Here is a 23,203-nt window from a genome sequence, read left to right on the forward strand (position 1 = left end):
CGAACGGGCACTCTGCTAGACTCCGCGTTCCGAAACGATCGCCCACCGCCTTGGCCGGCAGTGGGGCATAAAACGCAAGGGCGACTTCCTCCCGGCATGAGTACCACCATCGAGCGACAGGTCGACGTGCCGTTTTCCGCGCTGCAGATGTACGCGCTGGTCAACGACATCGACGCCTACCCCGAATTCCTCCCCTGGTGCGAGCAGACCCGCGTGCTGGCGGCTTCCGGTGACGAGGTCGAGGCCAGTATCACCCTGCGAAAGGGCGCGATCCGCAAGACCTTCGTTACCCGCAATCACAACGAGCCGGGCTCGCGCATCGTGGTTACCCTGGTCGACGGCCCCTTCCGCCATCTCGATGGTTACTGGGGGTTCGAGGATCTGCCCGAAGGCGGTTCCCGGGTGACGCTCGACATGCGCTTTGAATTCTCCAACCGCTTTCTCGAACGGGCCATCGGTCCGGTATTTCGCGAGATCGTCAAGAGCCTGGTGGGTGCCTTCCGCAAGCGCGCTTTCCAGGTCTATCCGCGCGAGGACGAGGCATGAAGGTGGAGGTGGCCTACGCCAGGCCGGACGTCCAGGTCATTCTCGAGGTGGATGTGCCCGAAGGGGCGACCGCCGAGGAGGCGATCCGCGCCAGCGGCATCCTAGAGCGCTTCCCTGAGATCGATCTAACCAAGCAGAAGGTGGGGATCTTCTCCAAGGTGGCGCCGCTGTCGAAGGAGCTGAGCGAGTGGGATCGGGTCGAGATCTACCGGGCACTGATCGCCGACCCCAAGGCCGCGCGGCGCCAGCGCGCGCAGAAGGACAAGCAGGGCGACAAGAAAGGTGCCGCCAAGGCCGCCGGCGCGTCCGATGCGGCGGCGAAAGCCTCCTCGGCGGGGGGTAAGGGCGGCAATAAGGCGGCGGACACGAAAAAGCCGGCCGAGTAGCACCCGGCCGGCTTTTCGTTTTCCTGACGCGCTTTCCGCTTAGAGCGGGTCGCTGCCCGGCGGCGTGGTCGGCTGGTCCTCGGTGCCCAGCTCGTAGGGATCTTCTTCCGGGGCGGTGGCCGGCGCGGGGTCGTCCTCGCCGCCTTGCCGTTCTTCTTCCGGCAGTTCGGCGCTGTTCATCGATGGTGCCTTGGCGAGGTCCATGCCGTCCTGCGTGATCGCCGTGACCCGGCCGGAGGCACCGTACTCGACCACCAGCGTGTGCTGGAATGCCTTCTCCTTGCCGCGCTTGTCGTAGTAGAGATAGGTGTCGCGCTGCCCGGCGTGGAAGATGTCGTTGAGGCTGGGTGTGCCCAGCAGGCTGCGCACCTGTGCCTGCGACATGCCCTCATGAAGGCGCTCGACCTGCTCCTCCTCGATGATGTTTCCCTGCTGGATATCGGGCTGATAGACCTGGATAAAGCTCGGGACGTAGACCGACGAGCAGCCCGCGAGCAGGGTGGCGAGGAGCGGAAGTGTAAGAAGATGGCGCTGCATGATCCTGGAAAACCCTTTCCTGTGGTCTGGATGGCTTTACGACTGCGCACCAATCATACGCCGTCTGACCGGTGATGCCAGCATGCCTGAGCAAGGTGGCGCGCGCGATGGAGCGCGGTTCCGGGAATGGCGGCATCTTCGGTTACAATCCCGGAAAGGAAGCCCTTATTGAATCCAATGTCACTCTGCGCGCCTTAAGCCGGGCAGATGCAAGGCGACCGTCCGAGGGGAAGGGTTGTTCCCTTTTCAAGGACGGCAACGCAGCAGGTGACCGGCTCAAGGCGCGCCCTGTGGGTTCCGGCGAGCCGCCCGTGCTCGGTGTTGCGTCGTCTTGACGTGGCCACCGGCACGCCGGCGACGACGCGCCTTGATCACGAACGGCTCACCGGAACAGAGTGGCATCGGATTCAATTAGGGCTTCCTCAGCAACTCAACCGAATGCAATCGAGGGCAGAAGTTTTGGAACCCAGCGAACTCAAGAAGGCCGGCCTGAAGGTCACCCTGCCGCGGGTGAAGATTCTCGAGATCATCGAGGCGAATCCGGACTGGCACATGAGCGCCGAGGACGTCTACAAGGAGCTGCTCGCGCGGGGCGAAGAGATCGGTCTGGCCACGGTCTACCGGGTGCTGACCCAGTTCGAGACCGCCGACATCCTCAAGCGCCACCAGTTCGAGGGCGGCAAGGCCGTGTTCGAGCTGATCTCCAAGGGCGATCACGACCACCTGGTGTGCGTGAAGACCGGCCAGGTCGAGGAATTCCACGATCCGATCATCCAGGAGCGGATCGCCAAGATCGCCGACGAGTTCGATTTCGATCTCACCGACTACTCGCTGGTGATCTACGGCATCAGTCGCAAGGCGGCTGGCCGGAAATAACCGGCAACAGCCCGCTGAAAAACGCCCGCCCGTGACTCACGGGCGGGCGTTTTCGTTTCGGGATTCAGATCGAACTGTCGAGAAGCTCGCGGGCATGCGCCCGACTCTGCTCGGTGACCTCGCGGCCACCGAGCATGCGCGCGAGTTCGTCGATGCGTTGATCGGCATCCAGCCCGCGCACCCAGGTGCGGGTCGCATCGGAGAGCTCCTCCTTCTCGATGCGTGCCTGGTGGTGACCGTGGGCGGCGACCTGCGGCAGGTGGGTGACGCACAGCACTTGGCGGGACTCTCCCAGCGCGCGCAGGTGCGCACCGACGATTGCCGCTGTGGCCCCGCCGATGCCGGTGTCGACCTCGTCGAAGATGAAGGTGCCCACCGGGTCGTCGCCGGCGGTGAGCGTCTTCAGTGCCAGGCTCACGCGGGCGAGTTCGCCGCCCGAGGCGATCTGGTCGAGCGGGGCGACCGGCTGGCCGCGGTTGGCGCTGATCAGGAAGACGACCTCGTCGATGCCGCGTTCGCCGCGCCGCTCGGCCAGGGCCGCCGGTTGGGTGAGCTTCACCTCGAACTCGCCGTTGGGCATCCCCAGCTCGCGGATCGACGCCTTGAGACGCTCGGCCAGCTTCTTCGCACCGGCCTGTCGTTTCTTGCTCACCTCGGCGGCCAGCTTGTCGTAGGCGACGCGGTTCTTTTCCAGGCGGGTCTCGATCTCGCCAAGCGAACCGCCGACCTGGTTGAGCTGCTCGTGTTCCTCGCGCAGATCCGCGATGTGCTGCTCGAACATCTCCGGGGCGACCCGATGCTTGCGGGCCAGTTCATGCAGGGTATCCAGCCGCGATTCGACGGTGGCGAGGCGCTCCGGGTCGGCTTCGGCCGAGTCGAGTCGGTTGCGCAGGGTATCGACCGCCTCGGCGATCTGGATCTCGGCGGACTGAAGGGTCTCGATGACCGGGCCGAGCGACTCGTCCAGGTCGGCGATACGGGAGAGGGCCTGCTCGGCGGCGCCCACCCGATCGTGCGCGTTGCCGTCCTCGTCGAACAACGAAGCCATCTGATCGGCCAGCACCTGGCGCCACTCGTCCAGTCGCGACAGGCGCTTGAGCTCGGCATGCAGCTGGTTGAATTCGTCCGGTTGGGGATCGACGCGCTCTATTTCCTCGAGCTGGAAGTCGAGGAAGGCCAGGCGGTCGGCGCGGGAATCCTGCTCGGAGCGATGAGCGGCGAGCTGTTCCTCGTCGGCGTGAATTTCTCGGCTCAGGCGCCCGAGTTCGTCGACCTGAGCCTTGAGGTCGCAGAAGTGATCGAGCAGGGCGAGCTGCGTCTTGGCCTGCATCAGCCGCTGGTTCTGGTGCTGGCCGTGGATGTCGATCAGGTGCCGGCCGATGCCCTTGAGGGCCTGCCCCGGTACGGGGCGGCCGTTGATCCATGCCTTGGAGCGGCCGTCGCGCGAGAGCAGGCGGCGAACGATCAGCGGCATCAGTTCGCCTTCCGGTTCCTCGCCCAGTTCCTGTTCGTCGAGCCACAGGGCGGCCGGACCGTCGGCGGGCAACAGGAATTCACCGGTCACCTCGCCCTGGTCGCAGCCGGCGCGCAGCAGGTTCATGTTGGCCCGGTCCCCCAACAACAGGCCGATCGCGTCGATCAGGATCGACTTGCCCGCGCCGGTCTCGCCGGTGAGGGCGGTCATGCCGGCGGCGAAGTCGAGTTCGAGCTGATCGATCAGGGCGATCCGGCGAATCGAGAGGGTGGTCAGCATGATGGCAGGCGCTTCCTTTTACCGTGGCTCCGTGGTCCGGGGCGATCAGAACCGTTGTTCGCTCCAGCAGAGCTTGTCTCGCAGCAGCGAGTAGTGGTCGTGGCCGTCGGGATGGATCAGACGGATCTCGTGTTCGTACTTCGAGATCGCGAGCACGTCGCCGTGTTCCAGCGGCTGGTTGAGCTGGCCGTCGAAGCTGACCACGCCGCCGCCGCGCGAGCCTTCCACCGGGCGGATCTCGATCAGGTGGCGGGCGTCGACCACGATCGGCCGGTAGCTCAGCGTGTGCGGGCAGATCGAGACGATGCCGACCGCGTGCAGGTCCGGGGCGATCAATGGGCCGCCCGCGGACAGGGCGTAGGCGGTCGACCCGGTGGGCGTGCACACCACCACGCCGTCCGAGCGTTGCTGGTTGACCAGCGTGCCGTCGATGCTCATCTCGAACTCGACCATGCGGGCCGGGTCGCGCATCTTGAAGGTGATGTCGTTCAGGGCGACCGATTCCATGATGCGCGTGTCGTTGCGCATCAGGCTGCCCTGCAGCAGGAAGCGACGTTCCTCGGCGTATTTCCCTTCCAGGATGGCCGACAGGTGCCGTTCGACTTCGCGCGGGCTCACGTCGGCGAGAAAGCCGAGCCGGCCCAGGTTCACGCCCAGGATCGGCACCTCGTGGGAGCACAGCGAGCGCGCCGCGTTGAGCATGGTGCCGTCGCCGCCGATCACCACGATCAGATCGCGGTCGATGCGGTCGCGCGAGAATCGCTCGGCCTGGATCGACGGCACCGGGTTCTCGGCTCCCTCGTCGAGGGCCCAGTGCGCGCCGTGCCGTTCGGCCGCGGCGACGAGGTGCCGGTACACCTCGGCGAGCGCGTCGCCGCCGTTGGGCTTGATGATGATCCCCAGCCGGGTGAATGCCGGCGGCTCGGCGGGGGATTCGCGACGTGACGGAGAGGTCGAGTTCATGGTGTCAGTGAGTTGCTCCTGTCGGCCACTCGGTAGTTCGTCAGTGGTTGCCGGCGGACCATTTCAGCCCGATGATGCCGGCCACGATCATCGCGATAAACGCCAGGCGCACCAGCGAGGCGGGCTCCTTGAACCACAGGATGCCGAGAATGGCCACGCCGGTCGCGCCAATGCCGCTCCAGACTGCGTAGGCGGTCCCCATCGGGATGGTGCGCATCGCCACGGCCAGCAGGTAGAAGCTCAGCAGGGCGATCGCCAGCACGACGACCGTGGGAACCAGGCGGGCGAAGCCGTCGGTAAACCGCAGACCGGTCGCCCAGGCGATTTCCAGCAGGCCGGCCGCGAGCAGGATGAGCCAGGCATTCATGGCGTGATCGTAGTCCTCGCAGGGTGGTGCGATGCCCGCCGGGGCGGAACGGTTCCGAACCGCGCGGGCATAGAATTCGGCCCAGTCTAGCAAAAGGCACGGCCGCCGCATGCGGTCGATAAGCGTCGTCGGCAGGCGGGCTTGGCACTCTTTGCGGCCGAGTGCTAATTTAGCCGCCCGACGGGCATGTCCACGTACCACCGTGGGTCGCCCGTGAAGGACGTTGCCAACCAGCCATCAAGGTCTTGCGTATGACAGACGCCTGGAGTGAACTGCCCGAGCGGGCGCAGACCCTGCTTCGGGTGCTGATCGATCGCTACACCGACGAAGGTGCGCCGGTCGGCTCGCGTGCGCTGGCGCGCATGTCGGACCTGAATCTCAGCCCGGCCACCGTGCGCAACGTCATGGCCGATCTCGAGGATCTCGGCCTGGTGCGCGCGCCGCATACCTCCTCCGGGCGAGTGCCCACGGAGCTGGCCTATCGGCTGTTCGTCGACTCGCTTCTGGTCAGCCCTTCCAGGGCGCCGGTGGACGCCCGCCGGCTCGAGCGTGTCCTGCGCGAGGCGGTCGAGGACGACCCGCAACACCTGGCCGACACCGCCTCGAACCTGCTGTCCAGCCTGACCCAGTTTGCCGGGGTGGTCTCCATCCCGTCACGGGCCCGGGCGCTGTTCCGTCAGATCGACTTCGTCTCGCTGTCGCCCGGACGGGTGCTGATGGTGCTGGTGACCGACGACGGCGGGGTGCAGAACCGCATCATCCATCCGGAAAAGCCCTACAGTCAGGACGAACTGACCCGTTTTGCCAACTTCCTCAACGAGCGGCTCAACGGCCAGTCGATCCAGGCCCTGCGCGAGACCCTGGTTGCCGAACTCAAGCACACCCGCGAGCAGATCGAGGGCAATCTCAACGAAGCGATCGTGCTGGCGGAGGCCGCCGTCGAGGCGGTCGAGGACGAGGCCGGGGTGGCGGTGGCCGGGCAGACCAATCTGCTCGGCATCGACGAACTCGGCGATGTCGACCGCATGCGCCGGCTGTTCAACGCCTTCGCCGAGAAGCGCGAGCTGGTCTCCTTGCTGGACCAGTGCGAACGCGCCCAGGGCGTGAAGATCTTCATCGGCCGCGAATCGGGCTCGCCGAGCTTCGACGAGTGTGGTGTGGTCGGTGCCTCCTACGGCGTCGACGACGAGGTGGTGGGCGTGCTCGGGGTGGTCGGTCCGAAGCGCATGCCGTACGACCGCGTGATCTCGATCGTCGACGTCACCTCGCGACTGCTCTCGAGCGCCCTCTCGCGCCAGTAATCCGGCGCGTCCCGTCCCGGATCGCGCCTGCCCCCCTTGAAAAGATTTCCGATGCCCCAAGTATCCGGGCATCAGCGATTTCCAATCCAGACATCCATCCGTTTTTCAGGAGAGCTTCGATGACGGACAAGCCGGTCGATCAAGACGACATGACCCAGGGCATGAACGAGGAAAACCCGGAGCAGCCCGCCGAAGGCGAGGTCGAGCAGGGCGCCCAGGGCGGAGAGACGAGCGAGGTCGAGGAGCTCAAGGCGAAGCTCGCCGAGAAGGAGGAAGAGGTCCTGCGCATGGCCGCGGAGATGCAGAACGTGCGTCACCGGGCCGAGCGTGACGTCGAGTCGGCGCGCAAGTTCGCCCTCGAGCGCTTCGTCGAGGGCCTGCTGCCGGTGGTCGACTCGCTCGAACTGGGTATCGAGGCGACCGAGAAGGAGAACGCCACGCTGGAGAAGATCAAGGAGGGCGACGAGATGACCCTCAAGATGCTGATCCAGACGCTGGAGAAGTTCGGCGTCAAGCCCGTTCACCCGATCGGCGAGCGCTTCAACCCGGAACACCACCAGGCCATCAGCATGCAGCCGCACGACGGCGAGCCGGATCACGTCGTCGACGTGATGCAGAAGGGCTACCTGCTGAAGGACCGCGTCGTGCGCCCGGCCATGGTGGTCGTGTCCAAGCCGAACAACGACTGATTGACGCGGATTTTGGGCGGCCGGCTTGAAAAATCGGTCAGCGGCCGCACCTCGAAAGCCAAGGGCGGTTCGCAGGCGACACCCGCTGCGAGCTGCCAACAGATTCAACGCATACACAAAGAACGCTGGAGATACGCATTATGGGCAAGGTAATCGGTATCGACCTGGGGACGACCAACTCCTGTGTCGCGATCATGGACGGCAAGTCCGGCAAGGTAATCGAGAACGCTGAAGGCGCGCGCACCACCCCGTCGGTGGTCGCCTACGCCAATGACGGCGAGATCCTCGTCGGTCAGCCGGCCAAGCGCCAGGCCGTCACCAACCCGGAAAACACCCTCTACGCCGTCAAGCGCCTGATCGGCCGCAGCTTCGACGAGAAGGCGGTCCAGAAGGACATCAAGCTGATGCCCTACAAGATCGTCAAGGCCGACAACGGCGATGCCTGGGTCGAGGCCAATGGCAAGAAGATGGCGCCGCCGGAGGTGTCCGCCCGCGTCCTGATGAAGATCAAGAAGGACGTCGAGGCGTACCTCGGTGAAGAGGTGACCGAGGCGGTCATCACCGTGCCGGCCTACTTCAACGACAACCAGCGCCAGGCCACCAAGGATGCCGGCAAGATCGCCGGCCTCGAGGTCAAGCGCATCATCAACGAGCCGACCGCGGCGGCACTTGCCTACGGCATGGACAAGAAGGAAGGCGGCGATCGCAAGATCGCGGTCTACGACCTGGGTGGCGGTACCTTCGACATCTCGATCATCGAGGTGGCCGACATCGACGGCGAGAAGCAGTTCGAGGTCATGTCCACCAACGGTGACACCTTCCTGGGTGGCGAGGACTTCGACAACCGCCTGATCGACCATCTGGTCGACGAGTTCAAGAACGAGCAGGGCGTCGACCTGTCCCAGGACGCGCTCGCCATGCAGCGTCTGAAGGAAGCGGCCGAGAAGGCGAAGATCGAGCTGTCTTCGACCGAGCAGACCGACGTGAACCTGCCGTATATCACGGCGGATCAGAGCGGTCCGAAGCACATGAACATCAAGATCACCCGCGCCAAGCTCGAATCCTTGGTCGAGGAGCTGATCAAGCGCACCATCGATCCGTGCAAGATGGCACTCAAGGATGCCGGCGTCTCGGCCTCCGACATCGACGATGTGATCCTGGTCGGCGGTCAGACCCGCATGCCGAAGGTGCGCGACACGGTCGCCGAGTTCTTCGGCAAGGACCCGCGCAAGGACGTCAACCCGGACGAGGCCGTGGCCATCGGTGCGGCGATCCAGGGCGGCGTGCTCTCCGGCGGCGTCAACGACGTGCTGCTGCTTGACGTCACTCCGCTGTCGCTCGGTATCGAGACCATGGGCGGTGTCATGACCAAGCTGATCGAGAAGAACACCACCATCCCGACCAAGGCGAGCCAGACCTTCTCGACCGCCGAGGACAACCAGACGGCCGTGACCGTCCACGTCCTGCAGGGCGAGCGCGAGATGGCGAGCGGCAACAAGTCGCTGGGTCGCTTCGATCTGACCGAGATCCCGCCGGCGCCGCGCGGTCAGCCGCAGATCGAGGTCACCTTCGACATCGACGCCAACGGCATCCTGAACGTCTCGGCGAAGGACAAGGGCACCGGTCGCGAGCAGAAGATCGAGATCAAGGCGAGCTCCGGTCTGTCCGAGGAAGAAGTCCAGCGCATGGTCGACGATGCCGCCGCGCACGCCGACGAGGACAAGAAGCAGAAGGAGCTGGTCGAGGCGCGCAACCAGGGCGACGGCATCATCCACACCGTCGAGAAGGCGATGACCGATGCCGGCGATGCGCTGACCGACGACGACAAGAAGCCGGTCAACGAGGCCATCGAGGCGCTGCGTGAAGCCATGAAGGGCGACGACAAGGCCGAGATCGACGCCAAGGTCGAGGCCCTGTCCCAGGCCTCCGCCACGGTCATGCAGAAGGCCCAGGCGGCCGGCCAGGGCGCCGAAGGCGGTGCCGAGGCCGGTGACGAGCAGGCCAAGCAGGACGACGACGTCGTCGATGCCGAGTTCGAGGAAGTCAAGGACGACGACAAGAAGTAAGTCGTCGGCTTCCCGAGCCGAGATCATCCGTCCTCCGGGGCGGATGATTTTTCGTGTCACCCGGCCGCGCGTCGGGCGACACCCGATTCTCAAGACGGGTCGGCCGGTACACGGTGCGGCCCGTCAACGTATGCAACCCGGTGCGCCGTTGGCGGGCCGGGACAAACAGACAGCCGCAGAGATCGACCATGGCAAAACGTGACTACTACGAGGTGCTGGGGGTCAGCAAGAATGCCTCGGCCGACGAACTGAAGAAGGCCTATCGCCGTCTGGCGATGAAGCATCACCCGGACCGCAATCCGGGCGACGAGGAGGCCGAGACCCTGTTCAAGGAGGCCAAGGAGGCCTACGAGGTACTCTCCGACCCGCAGAAGCGTTCGGCCTACGACCAGTTCGGTCACGCCGGGGTCGACGGCCAGGGTGCCGGCGGTTTCGGTGGCGGCGGCTTCGGCGGTGGCGCCGGGTTCGCCGACATCTTCGGCGACGTCTTCGGCGACATCTTCGGCGGCGGTCGTGCCCGCGGCGGTGCCTCGCGCGGTGCCGACCTGCAGTACAACCTCAAGCTGTCGCTCGAGGAGGCCGTGCGCGGTACCACCGTCGAGATCCGCATCCCGACCACCGAGCCCTGCGAGACCTGTGACGGCAGCGGTGCCAAGCCGGGTACCGGCAAGACCACCTGTACCACCTGCGGCGGCCAGGGCGCGGTGCGCATCCAGCAGGGCTTCTTCTCCATCCAGCAGCCTTGCCCGGACTGCGGCGGCGAAGGCGAGAAGATCGAGGATCCCTGCACCGATTGCGGCGGCACCGGCCGGGTCGAGACGCAGAAGACCCTATCGGTCAAGATCCCGGCCGGCGTCGATACCGGCGATCGGATCCGCCATACCGGCGAGGGCGCGCCGGGCGAGAAGGGTGGTCCGCCGGGGGATCTGTACATCCTGATCGACATCAAGCCGCACCCGCTGTTCCGGCGAGACGATGCCGATCTGTTGTGCGACATGCCGATCAGCTTCGCCACCGCGGCACTGGGCGGCGAGATCGAGGTGCCGACGCTCGACGGCAAGGTCAAGCTCAAGATTCCCGAGGAGACCCAGACCGGCAAGACCTTCCGCATGCGCGGCAAGGGCGTGCGTCCGGTCCGGGGTGGTGCCCAGGGCGACCTGCTGGTGAACGTCCATGTCGAGACGCCGGTGAAGCTCAACAAGGAGCAGCGCGAGCTGCTCGAGGCATTCGAGCGTTCGCTGGGCACCGCCGGGGACGACAGCGTGGCCGAAAAGCACCGGCCGCGGCAGCATTCGTTCCTCGATTCGGTGAAGCGATTCTTCGACGATCTGCGGGGCGACTGATGCCCCGACGGTCACCGTCTGCCGGGGCTCGGTGCCTCGGCGGATGATGCCCCCGTCAATTGACTTTGCCGGGCGTTGTCTTTATATTCCGGTTCCCGCGAACATTGGCTTATAGAGTGATGCCGGGCCCCATTTGGGGCTTTTTTATTTTCCCGGGTGCGGACCCGGCGGCCACCCCGACGGGCGGCCATGACGTTTCCAGCAGAGGGTAGCGGCAGACGTGCAACGAATTCCGGCGGCGATCGAGGACATGCTCAAGCCGGTGGTCGAGGACCTCGGCTTCGAATGGGTTGGCGGCGAGTTCCGCGGCGGCCCTTCCGGCCTGCTGCGCGTCTACGTCGATCACGCGGACGGCATGACCCTCGACCACTGCGCCGAGATCAGCAACGAGCTGTCCGGTGTGCTCGATGTCGAGGATCCGTTCCCCGGCGCGTACCGGCTGGAGATCTCCTCGCCGGGCGTGGAACGGCCGATGTTCCGTACCGAGGATTTCGCCCGTTTCGTCGGGCACCGCGTACGCCTGCGGCTGTACAAGCCGGTGGCGAAGCAGAAGAAGTTCGAGGGCGTCATTCAGGGCGTCGAAGGCGAGGACATTACCGTCCTGGTCGACGAGGTGGGCGAGCTGGTCTTCCGTTTCGAGGAAGTCGAAAAGGCCAACCTGGTCTATGAATTTGCCGACAACAGCAAGCGTGGCCGCAAGAAGGGCAAGAAGAAGGGCACCAAGCGGCGCACGGCGCGGAAATAGAGCGATCTGGCTAGCAACATGAACAAAGAAATCCTTTTTGTCGTCGATTCGGTTTCCAACGAGAAGGGCGTCGAGCGTGACGTGATCTTCGAGGCGATCGAGGCCGCACTCGCCCAGGCGGCGCGCAAGCGCCACGGTGGCGATATCGAGACGCGCGTCGAGATCGACCAGGAGAACGGCAGCTACCGCACCTTCCGTCGCTGGGAAGTGGTCGAGGGCGAAACCTCCGAGCACCCGGAGCGCGAGATCATCCTCGAGGCCGCCCAGATGGACGAGCCGGAGATCCAGGTCGGCGACTACGTCGAGGAAGAGATCGAGTCGGTCGAGTTCGGCCGCATCGCCGCGCAGGCCGCCAAGCAGGTGATCGTGCAGAAGGTCCGCGAGGCCGAGCGCCGCCAGGTGGTCGAGGCGTACCAGGATCGCAAGGGCGAGCTCATCATGGGGCTGGTCAAGCGCATCGACCGCGGCAACGTCATTCTCGACCTGGGCGGCAACGCCGAGGCGATCATCCCGCGCGACCAGATGATCGGTCGCGAGGCCGTTCGTCCGGGCGACCGCCTGCGTGGCTTCGTCACCGACGTGCGCCACGAGCCGCGCGGCCCGCAGATCTTCGTCTCGCGCACCGCGCCGGAATTCCTGATCGAGCTGTTCAAGCTCGAGGTGCCGGAGATCTCGCAGGGCTTGATCGAGATCGTCAGCGCCGCTCGCGACCCGGGTCTGCGCGCCAAGATCGCCGTGCTGTCCAACGACCCGCGTATCGATCCGGTCGGTACCTGCGTCGGTATGCGCGGCTCGCGGGTCCAGTCGGTGACCAACGAGCTCTCCGGTGAGCGGATTGATATCATCATCTGGGACGAGAACCCGGCCCAGTTCGTCATCAACGCGATGTCGCCGGCCGAGGTGGTCTCGATCGTCGTCGACGAGGACGCCGGCAGCATGGACGTCGCGGTCAGCGAGGAGAACCTCTCCAAGGCGATCGGCCGCGGCGGTCAGAACGTCCGTCTCGCCAGCCAGCTCACCAACTGGCAGATCAATGTCATGAGCGAGGAGCAGGCGATCGAGAAGGGCGAGGCGGAGACGCAGCGCATCGTCGAGCAGTTCATGGAGGCGCTGGACGTCGACCAGGAGGTGGGTGAAGTGCTGGTCGAGGCCGGCTTCACCACCATCGAGGAAATCGCCTACGTGCCGACCGAGGAACTGCTCGAGGTCGAGGGCTTCGACGAGAACATCGTCGAGGAGCTGCGTAACCGCGCCCGTGACGCCCTGCTCACCATGGCCATCTCGGGTGGCGGTGAAGCCGAGGAAGAAACCGAGTCGGCCGGCGAGGCGCTGGCCCTCGAGGAGCTCGACGGAATGACGGCCGAGCTGGCCGCCAACTTCCGCGAGAACAACATCACGGACTCGGAGGACGTCGCCGAGCTCTCGATCGATGAACTGACGGAATACGAAGGCGTGGACGAGGAGCTTGCCGGCCGGCTGATCATGGCCGCCCGAGCGCCCTGGTTCGCCTGAACGGTCGACCCGTTCGACCAGCCGCCACCGGCATGTGCCGACGGCGTGTAATCAATGTTTGATAGTTTGCAGGACCACAGGAGTCGTTAATGTCCGAGGTCACGGTTAAAGAATTGGCAAAAGTGGTAGGCGCCACCCCTGAACGGCTGCTTGAGCAACTGGCTGAAGCGGGCGTGACGGTCGCCTCCGTGGATGCCAGTATCAGTGACGACGACAAGATGAAGCTGCTGGCCCATCTGCGCAAGTCACGCGCATCCGGTGGTGAAGGCGAGGCGAAGAAGCCGTCCTCGCGCATTACCCTCAAGCGTCGCTCACAGTCGGAAATCAAGGTCGGCGGTGGCCGTAGCGGCAAGACCGTCGCGGTCGAGTACCGCCGGCGCAAGACCTACGTCCCGCGCGACGAAGTCGAGCAGGGCGAGGAGGCCGAAGAGGTCGCGGAGCAGGCAGCCGAAGAGCAGCCGGTGAGCGAGGCCCCGGCCGAGCCGGTCGAGGAGAAGCAGCCCGAGGCGCCGGCCGAGGCTGAAGCGGCCCCGGCGGAAGAAGCCGCTGCGGAAGAGGCCCCGTCCGAGGAAGCCGCGGCCGAGACGAGCGAGGCCCCGGCCGAGACCGAGGAAAAGGCGGAAGCGGCCGAAGAATCCAAGCCGGCCGAGGAAGATGCCCCTGCCGAGGAGCCGGAGGCTGCTGAAGCGGACGCCGACAAGGGCGAGTCCGAAGCGGGCGAGTCCGAGGAAAGCGCCGAGCGCAAGAAGAAGTCCCGCCTGCGCATCGTCGCGATGCCGGAAGAGGCGCCGGGCATCCCGGTCTCCGCCGACGAAGGCAAGCCCAAGCGCGGCAAGCACGGTGGCAAGGGCCGTCATGCCCGCGAGAATGCTCGCGAAGAACTGCATCTGGGCGCCGGTGCCGGCCGTCGTCGCAAGAAGGGCAAGAAAGGCATCGCGTCCAAGACGGCCGTGGCGACCCGCCATACCTTCGAGAAGCCGACTGCCCCGGTCGTGCGCGACGTCAACGTCCCCGAGTCGATCTCGGTCGAGGACCTGGCCCAGCGCATGGCGGTCAAGGGCGTCGACGTGGTCAAGGCCCTGTTCAACATGGGCGTGATGGCCACCATCAACCAGGTGCTCGATCAGGACACCGCGATCCTGGTCGTCGAGGAGATGGGCCATAACCCGCACGCCGAGTCCGAGACCGCGATCGAGGACGAGGCACTCGAGCAGGTCCAGCAGGGCGAGGAGAAGGCGCGTCCGCCGGTCGTCACCGTCATGGGTCACGTCGACCACGGCAAGACCTCGCTGCTCGACTACATTCGCCGTGCCAAGGTCACCGCGGGCGAGGCCGGCGGCATCACCCAGCACGTCGGTGCCTACCACGTGGATACGCCGCGCGGCACGGTCACCTTCCTCGATACCCCGGGGCACGAGGCGTTCACCGCCATGCGTGCCCGTGGGGCGAGCGCCACCGACGTCGTGGTGCTGGTCGTGGCGGCCGATGACGGCGTCATGCCGCAGACCAAGGAAGCGATCCACCACGCCCGTGCCGGCAACGTGCCGATGGTCGTGGCAGTCAACAAGATCGACAAGGACGGCGCCGACCCCGAGCGGGTCCGTGCCGAGCTCTCCCAGGAAGAGGTGATCTCCGAGGAGTGGGGCGGCGACACGCAGTTTGTGCACGTGTCTGCCCACACCGGGGAAGGAATCGACCAGCTGCTCGAGGCCATCCTGCTGCAGGCCGAACTGCAGGAGCTCAAGGCGCCGGCCGAGGGTCATGCCATCGGTACGGTGGTCGAGTCCTCGCTGGAGAAGGGCCGTGGTCCGGTCGCGACCATCCTGGTCCAGAGCGGCACGCTCAAGAAGGGCGACACCGTAGTGGTCGGCAAGGAGTACGGCCGCGTCCGTGCGCTCCTCGACGAGACCGGCAAGCAGGTCAAGTCGGCCGGCCCGTCGATCCCGGTGGTCCTGCTCGGTCTCTCCGGCACCCCGGAGGCCGGCGACGAGCTGGTCGTGATCGAAGACGAGAAGAAGGCGCGCGAGATCGCCGAGTTCCGCGAGGCGAAGCAGCGTGATTCGCGCCTGGCCGCCCAGCAGGCCGCCAAGCTCGAGAACCTCTTCGAACAGATGAAGGAAGGCGAGGTCGAGTCGCTGAACGTCTTGGTCAAGGCCGACGTGCAGGGCTCCGCCGAAGCCATCCGCGACAGCCTGCAGAAGCTGTCGACCGACGAGGTCAAGGTCAACGTCCTGATGAGTGGCGTCGGCGGCATCAACGAGTCCGACGTCAACCTCGCGGCCACCTCGAGTGCGATCGTGATCGGCTTCAACGTCCGCGCCGACGCGGCGGCACGCAAGGCCGCCGGCGAGCAGGACGTCGAGATCCGCTACTACTCGGTCATCTACGAGATGATCGACGAGATCAAGCAGGCCATGAGCGGCCTGCTGGGCACGGAGACCAAGGAACAGTTCGTCGGTCTGGCCGAGGTGCGCGACGTGTTCCGCTCGCCGAAGCTGGGCGCGATCGCCGGCTGCATGGTCACCGAAGGCCAGGTCAAGCGGAACAACCCGATCCGCGTCCTGCGCGACAACGTCGTCATCTACGAGGGCGAGCTCGAGTCGCTGCGCCGCTTCAAGGACGACGTCCAGGAAGTCCGCTCCGGCATGGAGTGCGGCATCGGCGTGAAGAACTACAACGACGTCAAGGTCGGCGACCAGATCGAGGTCTTCGAGCGGATCGAGGTCCAGCGGACGCTCTGAGATGGCACAGGGATTCCAGCGTCATCAACGCGTCGCCGGCCAGATCAAGCGCGAGATCGCCGAACTGATTCGTGACTCCGGCGTGGACAGCGGGCCGAATGCGCCGCTGACCATGCTGACGATCACGGACTGCGAGGTCTCGCGTGATCTCGCCCATGCCAAGATCTTCTACAGCGTGCTCAACGCCGACGAGCAGCCGGTAGCCGAGCAATGGCTTGGCGAGGCCGCCGGCTACCTGCGCGGCGAGCTGGGGCATCGCATGCGCCTGCGCATCGTGCCGCAGCTGACCTTCGTCTTCGACAACTCGATCGAGCAGGGCATGCAGATGGATGCCCTGATTCGCGCCGTTCGCGAACAGGACGGCGACGTCGACGAGGACAGCGAGTCCGACGACTCGTCCGAGTCGCGCTAAGTCCCCCGTTTCCTGATGGCACGCAAGCGTCGCGGTCGCGAGATCAACGGCATCGTCCTGTTCGACAAGTCCCTGGGGCTGAGTTCGAACCGGGCGCTGCAGCGTGTCCGCCGGCTGTTCAACGCTGCCAAGGCAGGTCATACCGGCAGCCTCGATCCGGCCGCGAGCGGCCTGTTGCCGGTCTGCTTCGGCCAGGCCACCCGCATTTCCGGTCTTTTGCTCGACGCCGACAAGACCTACCGCGTCACCGGCCGACTGGGTACCCGTACCGACAGTGGCGATCTCGAGGGCGAAGTGATCGAGACCCGCGAAGTCCCGCCGCTCGATGTCGAGACGATGGAAACGGTGCTGGCGCGCTTCCGCGGCCGCGTCGAGCAGGTGCCGCCGATGTATTCGGCGCTCAAGCACGAGGGCAAGCGCCTTTACGAGCTCGCCCGCGAAGGCAAGACCGTCGAACGCAAGGCGCGCACGATCGACTTCCACGAGATCACGCTCGAAGGCCTCTCCGAGACCGAGTTCACCCTGCGGGTGCACTCGAGCAAGGGGGCCTATATCCGCACGCTGGTCGAGGATGTCGGCGAGGCCATCGGCTGCGGCGCGGTGGTCACAGAGCTGCGCCGCGTCGGACTGGGGCCCTGGTCGATCGACGCCGACGACGGCCAGCGGGCGTATACCTTCGAGGATCTCGAGGCCCTCAGTGAGGAGGGCGGGCTCGAGGCGCTTGATCGTGTTATCCTCCCGATCGATTCGGCGCTGGGCGCCTATCCGGCCGTCGTGCTGGATGCGACCAGCGTCACACCGATTCGCCACGGTCATCCGGTGTTTGTGCCCAACGCGCCACAAACCGGGTGGTTTCGACTCTACGCACCCGACGACCTCTTCCTGGGTATGGGGGAAGTGCTGGATGACGGGCGAACGGCGCCGCGACGGTTGTTCGCGGCGCTATGACGGAGGCCTGCGGGCCTCACGGCATTGCGGGACGGTGGCTTGGTCGCCACTGACCCGCGATGGACTTTGAAAGCTTCACCCAGGCAGACGAGGAGAATTTCCATGTCACTGAACGAAAAGACCAAGGCCGATATCGTTGCCGAGTTCGGCAAGGACGCGAACGACACCGGTTCCCCGGAAGTCCAGGTCGCCCTGCTGACTCAGCGCATCCAGCACCTGACCGAGCACTTCGCCACCCACAAGCAGGATCACCATTCCCGCCGTGGCCTGCTCAAGCTGGTCAACCAGCGTCGCAAGATGCTCGACTACCTCAAGTCGAACAGCCTCGACCGCTATCACGACCTGATCAAGAAGCTCGGCCTGCGTAAGTAAGCGCTTGCCGTTACACTAGGAACCCGCCGCAAGCCGGCGGGTTTTTTGTTTGTGGGTCGGCCATGCGCGGCAGGCCCCGTCATCCAATCAGTGCAGGAGCCAAGCGTGGCAGTCAGCAAGCAGTCCTTCGAGTACGGTCAACACACGGTCACCCTGGAGACCGGCGAGATCGCCCGGCAAGCCAGCGGTGCCGTCATGGTCACCATGGGCGAGACCGTGGTGCTGGTCACCGCGGTGGTCGCGCCGACCGCCGATCCGGGCAAGGACTTCCTGCCGCTGACGGTGGAGTACCAGGAGAAGTTCTACGCCGCCGGGCGGGTGCCGGGCAGCTTCTTCCGCCGCGAGGGGCGTTCGAGCGAGGCCGAGACCCTGGTCGCCCGCCTGATCGACCGGCCGGTGCGTCCGCTGTTCGCCAAGGGCTTCACTCACGAGACCCAGGTGATCGCTCAGGTACTGTCGCTCGATCCGGAAGTGGACTCCGAGATCCCGGCGCTGATCGGTGCCTCTGCCGCACTGGCGCTCTCGGGCGCACCGTTTGCCGGGCCGATCGGTGCGGCGCGCATCGGCCACGTCGACGGCGAATTCGTCCTCAATCCCAGCCGCGCGCAGCTGACCGAATCCCGCCTCGACCTGGTGGTCGCGGGTACCGACAAGGCCGTGCTGATGGTGGAATCCGAGGCCGACCAGCTGCCCGAGAACGTCATGCTCGATGCGGTGATGTTCGGCCACGAGCAGATGCAGGTGGCCATCCGCGCGATCGAGGCACTGGCCGCCGAGGCCGGCCGCCCGCCGATCGAGTGGACCCCGCCGGCGGACAACAGCGAACTGTCTGGCCGGATCGAGCAGGCCTTCCGCGCCGAGATCGAGGCTGCCTATCAGATTGCCGACAAGGCCGAGCGTGGCAGCCGCCTGGGACAGATCCGGGGCGAGATCCGCGAACGGTTCGTCGACGAGTCGGCCGAGGAGCCGGTGACCGAGAAGGTGGTCGACGGGCTGACCAAGGGCATCGAATCCGACGTGGTGCGCGGCAACATCCTCGCCGGCAAACCGCGCATCGACGGGCGCGACACGCGCACGGTGCGCCCGATCAGCATTCGTACCGGCATGCTGCCGCGTGCACACGGCTCGGCACTGTTCACCCGTGGCGAGACGCAGGCGATGGTGGTTACCACCCTGGGTACCGCGCGGGATGCCCAGCTGATCGACGCGGTCGGCGGCGAGCGAAAGGAGCCGTTCCTGTTCCACTACAACTTCCCGCCGTTCTGTGTCGGCGAGACCGGGCGCTTCGGTGCGCCCAAGCGCCGCGAGATCGGCCATGGCAACCTCGCCCGCCGTGGCGTGATCGCCGCGCTGCCGCCGGCCGAGGAGTTTCCCTACACGATCCGGGTGGTATCGGAGATCACCGAGTCGAACGGTTCGTCCTCGATGGCCTCCGTCTGCGGGGCGTCGCTGGCGATGATGGATGCCGGCGTGCCGATGAAGGCGCCGGTGGCCGGTATCGCCATGGGCCTGATCAAGGAAGGCGACGAATTCGTGGTCCTGACCGACATCCTCGGTGACGAGGACCACCTCGGCGACATGGATTTCAAGGTCGCCGGCACCGCCGACGGCGTCAACGCCCTGCAGATGGACATCAAGATCGAGGGTATCAATCGCGAAATCATGGCCCAGGCGCTCGACGAGGCACTCGCCGGTCGCAGCTACATCCTTGGCCTGATGAACGAGGCGCTCTCCGAGGCACGCACGGACCTCTCGGCGCACGCACCGCGCTTCATCACCATGCGCATCAACCCCGAGCGCAAGGGCGATCTGATCGGCAAGGGCGGTTCGACCATCCAGGCGCTGACCAAGGAGACCGGGGCGCAGATCGACATCGGCGAGGAGGGCGTGGTGACCATTGCCGCGCCCAACGGCGAGGCCGCAGAGGAGGCGCGTCGCCGGGTCGAAGAGCTGACCGCGGAACTGGAGGTCGGCAAGATCTACCACGGCAAGGTCGCGCGGGTGGTCGACTTCGGCGCCTTCGTCACCATCGCACCCGGCAAGGACGGGCTGCTGCACATCTCGGAGATGGCCGAGGGGCGCGTCGAGAAGGTGACCGATATCGTCAACGAAGGCGACGAGATCGACGTCAAGCTGCTCGAGATCGATCGGCAGGGTCGACTGCGGTTGACGTTGCGATTCACGCGTTGATGCGGTTGGGCGTATGATTGATTCGGGTCGGGTGTGCCAGCACGCCGCGAACAGAATCGGTCAGGCGGGTTCCACCGTCGGCCGCCCCGAATAACCGAGGGACGAGCAGTAGACGTTCATGGGACAGGCCGAACATAATCCTGGTCGCGACGAAGCGGCCGAACGCATCGTGCAGTCCGTTCGACTGGCGCGCCAGCCAATCGTCGACGCGGATCTCAAGACCATCGGCTACGAGCTGCTCTACCGGGCGGCGGATGCCGACCAGGTGGCACGTATCGGCAATTCCAACCAGGCCACCGCCTCGACCGTGCTCAATGCCCTGAGCGAGATCGGGCTGGAAAGTCTGGTGGGAGGAAAGCAGGCCTTCATCAACGTGCCCAGCAAGCTGCTCTTCAGCGGTGTGCTGGAGGACATCGGCGCCCGCTCCGTGGTGCTCGAGGTGCTGGAGACGGTCGATTGCGACCAGCGTACCGGCGAGGCCATGCAGCGGATCAAGCAGGCCGGCTACCGCCTCGCGCTCGACGACTTTCCGCCCGACTGGATCGACAAGCCCTGCGTGGCCCACAGCCACTACGTGAAGTTCGACGTGTTCGCCGTGGGTGTCGATGCGGCCGCCGCGGCGGTTCCCGCTGCCCACCGGGCCGGTCTCAAGGTCATCGCCGAGAAGGTCGAGGACTGGGACGCCTACGACCGCCTGCGTGCCGCCGGCGTCGACTTCTTCCAGGGACACTTCGTCTCCAAGCCCGAAACGGTGGTACGCCCGACCGTACGGGCCTCCAAGGCCAACCTGATGGGGTTGCTGATCCTGCTGCAGGACGACGAGGCCTCTCTCGGCGAAATCGTCGAGCGGATCAATACCGATCTCGCCCTGAGCTATCGCCTGCTGCGCCTGGTCAATTCCGCGGCGATCGGGTTGCGCCGTCGGGTCGATTCGGTCGAGGAGGCCGTGCGCCTGCTGGGGCTCAATGCCGTGCGCAGTCTGGTGTACCTATCCGCGCTGACCGGGGTCGACGGCAAGCCGCCGGCCCTGATCCACAACACCATGATCCGGGCGCGCTTCGCCGAGTTGCTGGCGGCCCAGAGTCGCATGGCCAACCCGCCGACCGCCTTTCTGGTCGGGCTGTTCTCCAATCTCGATGCGTTCTACAACCAGCCGCTCGCCCAGTTGATCGAGGAGCTGCCGCTGACCGAGGATGTCGGCAAGGCATTGCTGGAGGGGCAGGGCGCCCTGGGCGAACTGCTCGAGTACGTGCGTTTCTACGAGAAGGGCCAATGGCTCGAGGGAGACGGCGAGAGCGGGGTGGACTCGCTCAACGAGGTGGCGCCCCACTGCTACCTGGATGCCGTGCGCTGGGACGAGGCATTGCGGGAATCGCTGGGCGGACCCTGATTCCGGTGTCGTGACCGTGCCGCCGGGCAAGAAAAAGGGCCGTGATCGAAACGATCACGGCCCTTTGCCGTTTCGGTGACTCGGATGAGTCAGAACCGGCCGATGCTGGGATTGATGTAGCTCAGCATCTCGCTGTGCTGGCGGTTCATGCGCCGGATGATCTCGCGGATGCTGTGCACGATCGATCGCATCACCTTGTAGACCAGGATCGGATGGTCGACCAGCAGGGACTCGAGATGGGCCCGGTCGAGGGTCACCACCTGGGCATCGCCCACGGCGCGCAGGGTGGCGCTGTGGGGGGAGCCGTCGAGAAAGCCGGACTCGCCGGCGAGTTGCCCTGCCTCGAGCAGTGACAGCGTGTCGGAGAACCCGCGACCGGTATCGCGGCTGACCGCGAAGCGTCCGCTGATGATCACGAACAGCGTGTCGCTCGGCGTGCCCTCCTCGAAGAGGATCTCGCCGTTGGTCACGGCCCGCCGCTGGCAGACACCGGCCAGCAGTCGGCACTGGTCATCACTGAGTTCCTGGCCCAGCGCGGTCTGCTTGAGTTCCTCGCCGGTTACGACTTGTTGCGTCATGGTCTTTCCTGTTGCCTCGTGACGGAATGGCGTCGGCCCGGATCAGGGCATGGCCTTGAGCGGTTCGGCCGGCAGGCCGCCCATGTCGGAACGGTCGCCGTCGTCCGCAGCATCGGCCTCGGTCGGTTCGGCCATCGCTTCGGTGTCGTCCGCGCCGCTTTGCTCGGCATCTTCGTCCCGGTCGACCATGGAGCGGACCTCGTTGGTCAGGATCTCGACGTTGGCCTCGCTGCGCAGCGCCTCGATCTTGTCGCTGATGGCCTGACGGCGGATGCGGTCCTCAAGCTCCGGGCGCATCTGCTCGAAGCTCGGCGGCGGGCTCTTGCGCACGCCCTCGAGCTTGATGATATGCCAGCCGAACTGACTCTCGACCGGCTCCTCGCCCAGCTCGCCCGGCGCGAGTTCCGCGACCGCATTGGCGAACGGCTCGACCATCTGCTCCAGGCTGAACCAGCCCAGATCGCCACCGGCCTCGCCGGATACCGTATCGGTGGAGTGCTCCTGGGCCAGCTCGGCGAAGTCCGCGCCGTTCTGGAGTTCCTCGAGCAGTTCGCGTGCCTTGTCCTCGTCCTTGACCAGGATGTGCCAGGCGCGGTGCTGCTCCTCGCCACCCAGGTTCTCGACCGCCTTCTCGTAGGCCGCCTCGAGCTCGGCCTCGCTGATTTCGACGCTGGCGAGGTACTCGGTCAGGTAGGTGTTGGCCAGCTGGTTGTCGATCGCGTTCTGGATGCGGGCCTGGGTGCTGGGGTCGTTATGCAGGCCCTGCTCGCGTGCCTGGTTGGCGAGCAGACGCAGTTCGACCATCCGGCTGACCAGGCGGCTCTCGGGGACGCCGGCGCCGAGGTTTTCCTTCACGACCTCGAGGTTCTCACGGTACAGCGGGCTACCGTTGATCCGCGCGATCACCTCGCCACCGGCAATGGTGGCGTAGTCGCTGCCGGTCGCGCTCTGGCCGAGCGGGGTCTTGCTGGCCGTCTCGGCGCCATTGTTGTCGCAGCCGCTCATCAGGCCGGCGCTCAGCAGAAGGCTTGCGCCAACGGCAATCGCCAGCGGGCGACGGCGGTGAGCAGGGCGTCGTTCGGTGATCAGCTTGCTATCCATGAAGTGGTCCTGTTGTCGGTGGTTGTCGTTTGTTGTCTGTTCTTGCCGCCGCGAGGGTGTCAGCCGGTCGCACCGAAGATCGGCTTGTAATGGCGGACTTCGACCGTTTCGTAGACCCCGCCATGGCTGAAGGGGTCATCGTCCGCCCAGCGCCAGGCCGCGTCGATGTCCTCGAAGCGGGCGACGATCAGGCTGCCCGCGACCCCGAGGTCGGGCCGCGCCGGGTCGACCGGCAGCGGGCCGGCGATCAGGATGCGCCCGTCGGCCTGCATCGCCTCGAGCCGTTCACGGTGCTCGTCGCGGTGCTTGGCGCGCAGCTCGGCGCTGTTGGCGACGTCTTTGGCCAAGATCATAAACCATTGCATCGGACGGTCCTCTCCCTGCTAT

Annotated in this window: 22 protein-coding genes; 15 read left to right on the forward strand and 7 right to left on the reverse strand. The window is 65.9% G+C overall.

Annotated elements, in window-relative coordinates:
* Window positions 1–96: 96 nt before the first annotated feature.
* Window positions 97–546 (forward strand): type II toxin-antitoxin system RatA family toxin, encoded by a 450-nt coding sequence (locus AWR35_RS08130; RefSeq protein WP_058575450.1) that lies wholly within the window; start codon window positions 97–99, stop codon window positions 544–546.
* A complete protein-coding gene (locus AWR35_RS08135; protein ID WP_066185121.1) occupies window positions 543–932 on the forward strand; it encodes an RnfH family protein in 390 nt (129 codons plus the stop codon). Before AWR35_RS08130 ends, AWR35_RS08135 begins: the two co-directional genes overlap by 4 nt.
* A gap of 39 nt (window positions 933–971) precedes the next feature.
* Here AWR35_RS08135 and AWR35_RS08140 read toward each other — a convergent pair whose 3' ends face one another.
* Window positions 972–1,469, reverse strand: a complete 498-nt coding sequence (locus tag AWR35_RS08140) for an outer membrane protein assembly factor BamE (RefSeq protein ID WP_058575451.1) — start codon at window positions 1,467–1,469, stop codon at window positions 972–974.
* Between the two features lie 459 nt (window positions 1,470–1,928).
* Between AWR35_RS08140 and fur the strand changes: the two genes are divergently transcribed.
* Window positions 1,929–2,345, forward strand: coding sequence for a ferric iron uptake transcriptional regulator (gene fur, locus AWR35_RS08145; protein WP_197408174.1), 417 nt, complete (start codon window positions 1,929–1,931; stop codon window positions 2,343–2,345).
* A gap of 64 nt (window positions 2,346–2,409) precedes the next feature.
* Here the strand turns inward: fur and recN are convergent, their stop codons facing one another.
* Genes recN through AWR35_RS08160 form a run of 3 tightly spaced genes read right to left on the reverse strand, consistent with a single transcriptional unit; the run spans window position 2,410 to window position 5,428 of the window.
* Window positions 2,410–4,098, reverse strand: coding sequence for a DNA repair protein RecN (gene recN / locus AWR35_RS08150; protein WP_058575453.1), 1,689 nt, complete (start codon window positions 4,096–4,098; stop codon window positions 2,410–2,412).
* A gap of 45 nt (window positions 4,099–4,143) precedes the next feature.
* Complete coding sequence (locus AWR35_RS08155) at window positions 4,144–5,061, reverse strand: NAD(+)/NADH kinase (RefSeq protein WP_058575454.1); 918 nt, start codon at window positions 5,059–5,061, stop codon at window positions 4,144–4,146.
* A gap of 40 nt (window positions 5,062–5,101) precedes the next feature.
* The gene (locus AWR35_RS08160) at window positions 5,102–5,428 is read right to left on the reverse strand and encodes a multidrug efflux SMR transporter (RefSeq protein WP_058575455.1); all 327 of its coding nucleotides are present in this window, start codon (window positions 5,426–5,428) and stop codon (window positions 5,102–5,104) included.
* A 251-nt stretch (window positions 5,429–5,679) separates the two neighbouring features.
* Between AWR35_RS08160 and hrcA the strand changes: the two genes are divergently transcribed.
* From hrcA to AWR35_RS08220, 12 genes are all read left to right on the forward strand, one after another.
* Window positions 5,680–6,729 (forward strand): heat-inducible transcriptional repressor HrcA, encoded by a 1,050-nt coding sequence (gene hrcA, locus AWR35_RS08165; protein WP_058575456.1) that lies wholly within the window; start codon window positions 5,680–5,682, stop codon window positions 6,727–6,729.
* Window positions 6,730–6,848: 119 nt separating this feature from the next.
* Window positions 6,849–7,418 (forward strand): nucleotide exchange factor GrpE, encoded by a 570-nt coding sequence (gene grpE, locus AWR35_RS08170; RefSeq protein ID WP_058575457.1) that lies wholly within the window; start codon window positions 6,849–6,851, stop codon window positions 7,416–7,418.
* 140 nt (window positions 7,419–7,558) lie between these two features.
* A complete protein-coding gene (gene dnaK, locus AWR35_RS08175; protein ID WP_058575458.1) occupies window positions 7,559–9,484 on the forward strand; it encodes a molecular chaperone DnaK in 1,926 nt (641 codons plus the stop codon).
* Window positions 9,485–9,672: 188 nt separating this feature from the next.
* Window positions 9,673–10,827, forward strand: a complete 1,155-nt coding sequence (gene dnaJ / locus AWR35_RS08180; RefSeq protein WP_058575459.1) for a molecular chaperone DnaJ — start codon at window positions 9,673–9,675, stop codon at window positions 10,825–10,827.
* Window positions 10,828–11,047: 220 nt separating this feature from the next.
* Window positions 11,048–11,572 carry a ribosome maturation factor RimP gene (gene rimP / locus AWR35_RS08185; RefSeq protein ID WP_066185122.1) on the forward strand — a complete coding sequence of 175 codons (525 nt, stop codon included), beginning with the start codon at window positions 11,048–11,050 and terminating at the stop codon, window positions 11,570–11,572.
* A gap of 18 nt (window positions 11,573–11,590) precedes the next feature.
* Entirely contained in the window at window positions 11,591–13,084 is a 1,494-nt protein-coding gene (gene nusA / locus AWR35_RS08190; RefSeq protein WP_058575460.1) for a transcription termination factor NusA, read from the forward strand.
* An 89-nt stretch (window positions 13,085–13,173) separates the two neighbouring features.
* Window positions 13,174–15,825, forward strand: a complete 2,652-nt coding sequence (gene infB, locus AWR35_RS08195) for a translation initiation factor IF-2 (RefSeq protein ID WP_058575461.1) — start codon at window positions 13,174–13,176, stop codon at window positions 15,823–15,825.
* Between the two features lies 1 nt (window position 15,826).
* Window positions 15,827–16,237: a 30S ribosome-binding factor RbfA gene (gene rbfA, locus AWR35_RS08200; protein ID WP_058575462.1), complete on the forward strand. Its 411-nt coding sequence runs from the start codon at window positions 15,827–15,829 to the stop codon at window positions 16,235–16,237.
* Between the two features lie 15 nt (window positions 16,238–16,252).
* Window positions 16,253–17,185: a tRNA pseudouridine(55) synthase TruB gene (truB, locus tag AWR35_RS08205; protein WP_058575463.1), complete on the forward strand. Its 933-nt coding sequence runs from the start codon at window positions 16,253–16,255 to the stop codon at window positions 17,183–17,185.
* A gap of 102 nt (window positions 17,186–17,287) precedes the next feature.
* A complete protein-coding gene (rpsO, locus tag AWR35_RS08210) occupies window positions 17,288–17,557 on the forward strand; it encodes a 30S ribosomal protein S15 (RefSeq protein ID WP_058575464.1) in 270 nt (89 codons plus the stop codon).
* A gap of 105 nt (window positions 17,558–17,662) precedes the next feature.
* Window positions 17,663–19,747 (forward strand): polyribonucleotide nucleotidyltransferase, encoded by a 2,085-nt coding sequence (gene pnp / locus AWR35_RS08215; protein WP_058575465.1) that lies wholly within the window; start codon window positions 17,663–17,665, stop codon window positions 19,745–19,747.
* Window positions 19,748–19,865: 118 nt separating this feature from the next.
* Window positions 19,866–21,137: an HDOD domain-containing protein gene (locus tag AWR35_RS08220; RefSeq protein ID WP_058575466.1), complete on the forward strand. Its 1,272-nt coding sequence runs from the start codon at window positions 19,866–19,868 to the stop codon at window positions 21,135–21,137.
* Between the two features lie 89 nt (window positions 21,138–21,226).
* Here the strand turns inward: AWR35_RS08220 and AWR35_RS08225 are convergent, their stop codons facing one another.
* The 3 genes from AWR35_RS08225 to AWR35_RS08235 are packed head-to-tail and all read right to left on the reverse strand — an operon-like array spanning window position 21,227 to window position 23,169.
* Window positions 21,227–21,715: a cyclic nucleotide-binding domain-containing protein gene (locus tag AWR35_RS08225; RefSeq protein WP_058575467.1), complete on the reverse strand. Its 489-nt coding sequence runs from the start codon at window positions 21,713–21,715 to the stop codon at window positions 21,227–21,229.
* A 42-nt stretch (window positions 21,716–21,757) separates the two neighbouring features.
* Entirely contained in the window at window positions 21,758–22,816 is a 1,059-nt protein-coding gene (locus AWR35_RS08230; RefSeq protein ID WP_058575468.1) for a peptidylprolyl isomerase, read from the reverse strand.
* A gap of 59 nt (window positions 22,817–22,875) precedes the next feature.
* Window positions 22,876–23,169 carry a YciI family protein gene (locus AWR35_RS08235; RefSeq protein WP_066185123.1) on the reverse strand — a complete coding sequence of 98 codons (294 nt, stop codon included), beginning with the start codon at window positions 23,167–23,169 and terminating at the stop codon, window positions 22,876–22,878.
* Window positions 23,170–23,203: the final 34 nt, after the last annotated feature.

The organism is Guyparkeria sp. WRN-7 (genome assembly GCF_001641825.1).
GTDB lineage: Bacteria > Pseudomonadota > Gammaproteobacteria > Halothiobacillales > Halothiobacillaceae > Guyparkeria.

What these genes read in the sequence shown, in the direction of transcription:
- nusA (WP_058575460.1), top strand. Translation starts at nt 11,591, where the DNA reads ATGAACAAAGAAATCCTTTTTGTCGTCGATTCGGTTTCCAACGAGAAG.
- AWR35_RS08140 (WP_058575451.1), bottom strand. Translation starts at nt 1,469, where the DNA reads ATGCAGCGCCATCTTCTTACACTTCCGCTCCTCGCCACCCTGCTCGCG.
- AWR35_RS08135 (WP_066185121.1), top strand. Translation starts at nt 543, where the DNA reads ATGAAGGTGGAGGTGGCCTACGCCAGGCCGGACGTCCAGGTCATTCTC.
- recN (WP_058575453.1), bottom strand. Translation starts at nt 4,098, where the DNA reads ATGCTGACCACCCTCTCGATTCGCCGGATCGCCCTGATCGATCAGCTC.
- AWR35_RS08235 (WP_066185123.1), bottom strand. Translation starts at nt 23,169, where the DNA reads ATGATCTTGGCCAAAGACGTCGCCAACAGCGCCGAGCTGCGCGCCAAG.
- dnaK (WP_058575458.1), top strand. Translation starts at nt 7,559, where the DNA reads ATGGGCAAGGTAATCGGTATCGACCTGGGGACGACCAACTCCTGTGTC.
- rpsO (WP_058575464.1), top strand. Translation starts at nt 17,288, where the DNA reads ATGTCACTGAACGAAAAGACCAAGGCCGATATCGTTGCCGAGTTCGGC.
- grpE (WP_058575457.1), top strand. Translation starts at nt 6,849, where the DNA reads ATGACGGACAAGCCGGTCGATCAAGACGACATGACCCAGGGCATGAAC.
- rbfA (WP_058575462.1), top strand. Translation starts at nt 15,827, where the DNA reads ATGGCACAGGGATTCCAGCGTCATCAACGCGTCGCCGGCCAGATCAAG.
- truB (WP_058575463.1), top strand. Translation starts at nt 16,253, where the DNA reads ATGGCACGCAAGCGTCGCGGTCGCGAGATCAACGGCATCGTCCTGTTC.
- AWR35_RS08130 (WP_058575450.1), top strand. Translation starts at nt 97, where the DNA reads ATGAGTACCACCATCGAGCGACAGGTCGACGTGCCGTTTTCCGCGCTG.
- AWR35_RS08160 (WP_058575455.1), bottom strand. Translation starts at nt 5,428, where the DNA reads ATGAATGCCTGGCTCATCCTGCTCGCGGCCGGCCTGCTGGAAATCGCC.
- AWR35_RS08220 (WP_058575466.1), top strand. Translation starts at nt 19,866, where the DNA reads ATGGGACAGGCCGAACATAATCCTGGTCGCGACGAAGCGGCCGAACGC.
- dnaJ (WP_058575459.1), top strand. Translation starts at nt 9,673, where the DNA reads ATGGCAAAACGTGACTACTACGAGGTGCTGGGGGTCAGCAAGAATGCC.
- AWR35_RS08230 (WP_058575468.1), bottom strand. Translation starts at nt 22,816, where the DNA reads ATGGATAGCAAGCTGATCACCGAACGACGCCCTGCTCACCGCCGTCGC.
- hrcA (WP_058575456.1), top strand. Translation starts at nt 5,680, where the DNA reads ATGACAGACGCCTGGAGTGAACTGCCCGAGCGGGCGCAGACCCTGCTT.
- infB (WP_058575461.1), top strand. Translation starts at nt 13,174, where the DNA reads ATGTCCGAGGTCACGGTTAAAGAATTGGCAAAAGTGGTAGGCGCCACC.
- AWR35_RS08155 (WP_058575454.1), bottom strand. Translation starts at nt 5,061, where the DNA reads ATGAACTCGACCTCTCCGTCACGTCGCGAATCCCCCGCCGAGCCGCCG.
- AWR35_RS08225 (WP_058575467.1), bottom strand. Translation starts at nt 21,715, where the DNA reads ATGACGCAACAAGTCGTAACCGGCGAGGAACTCAAGCAGACCGCGCTG.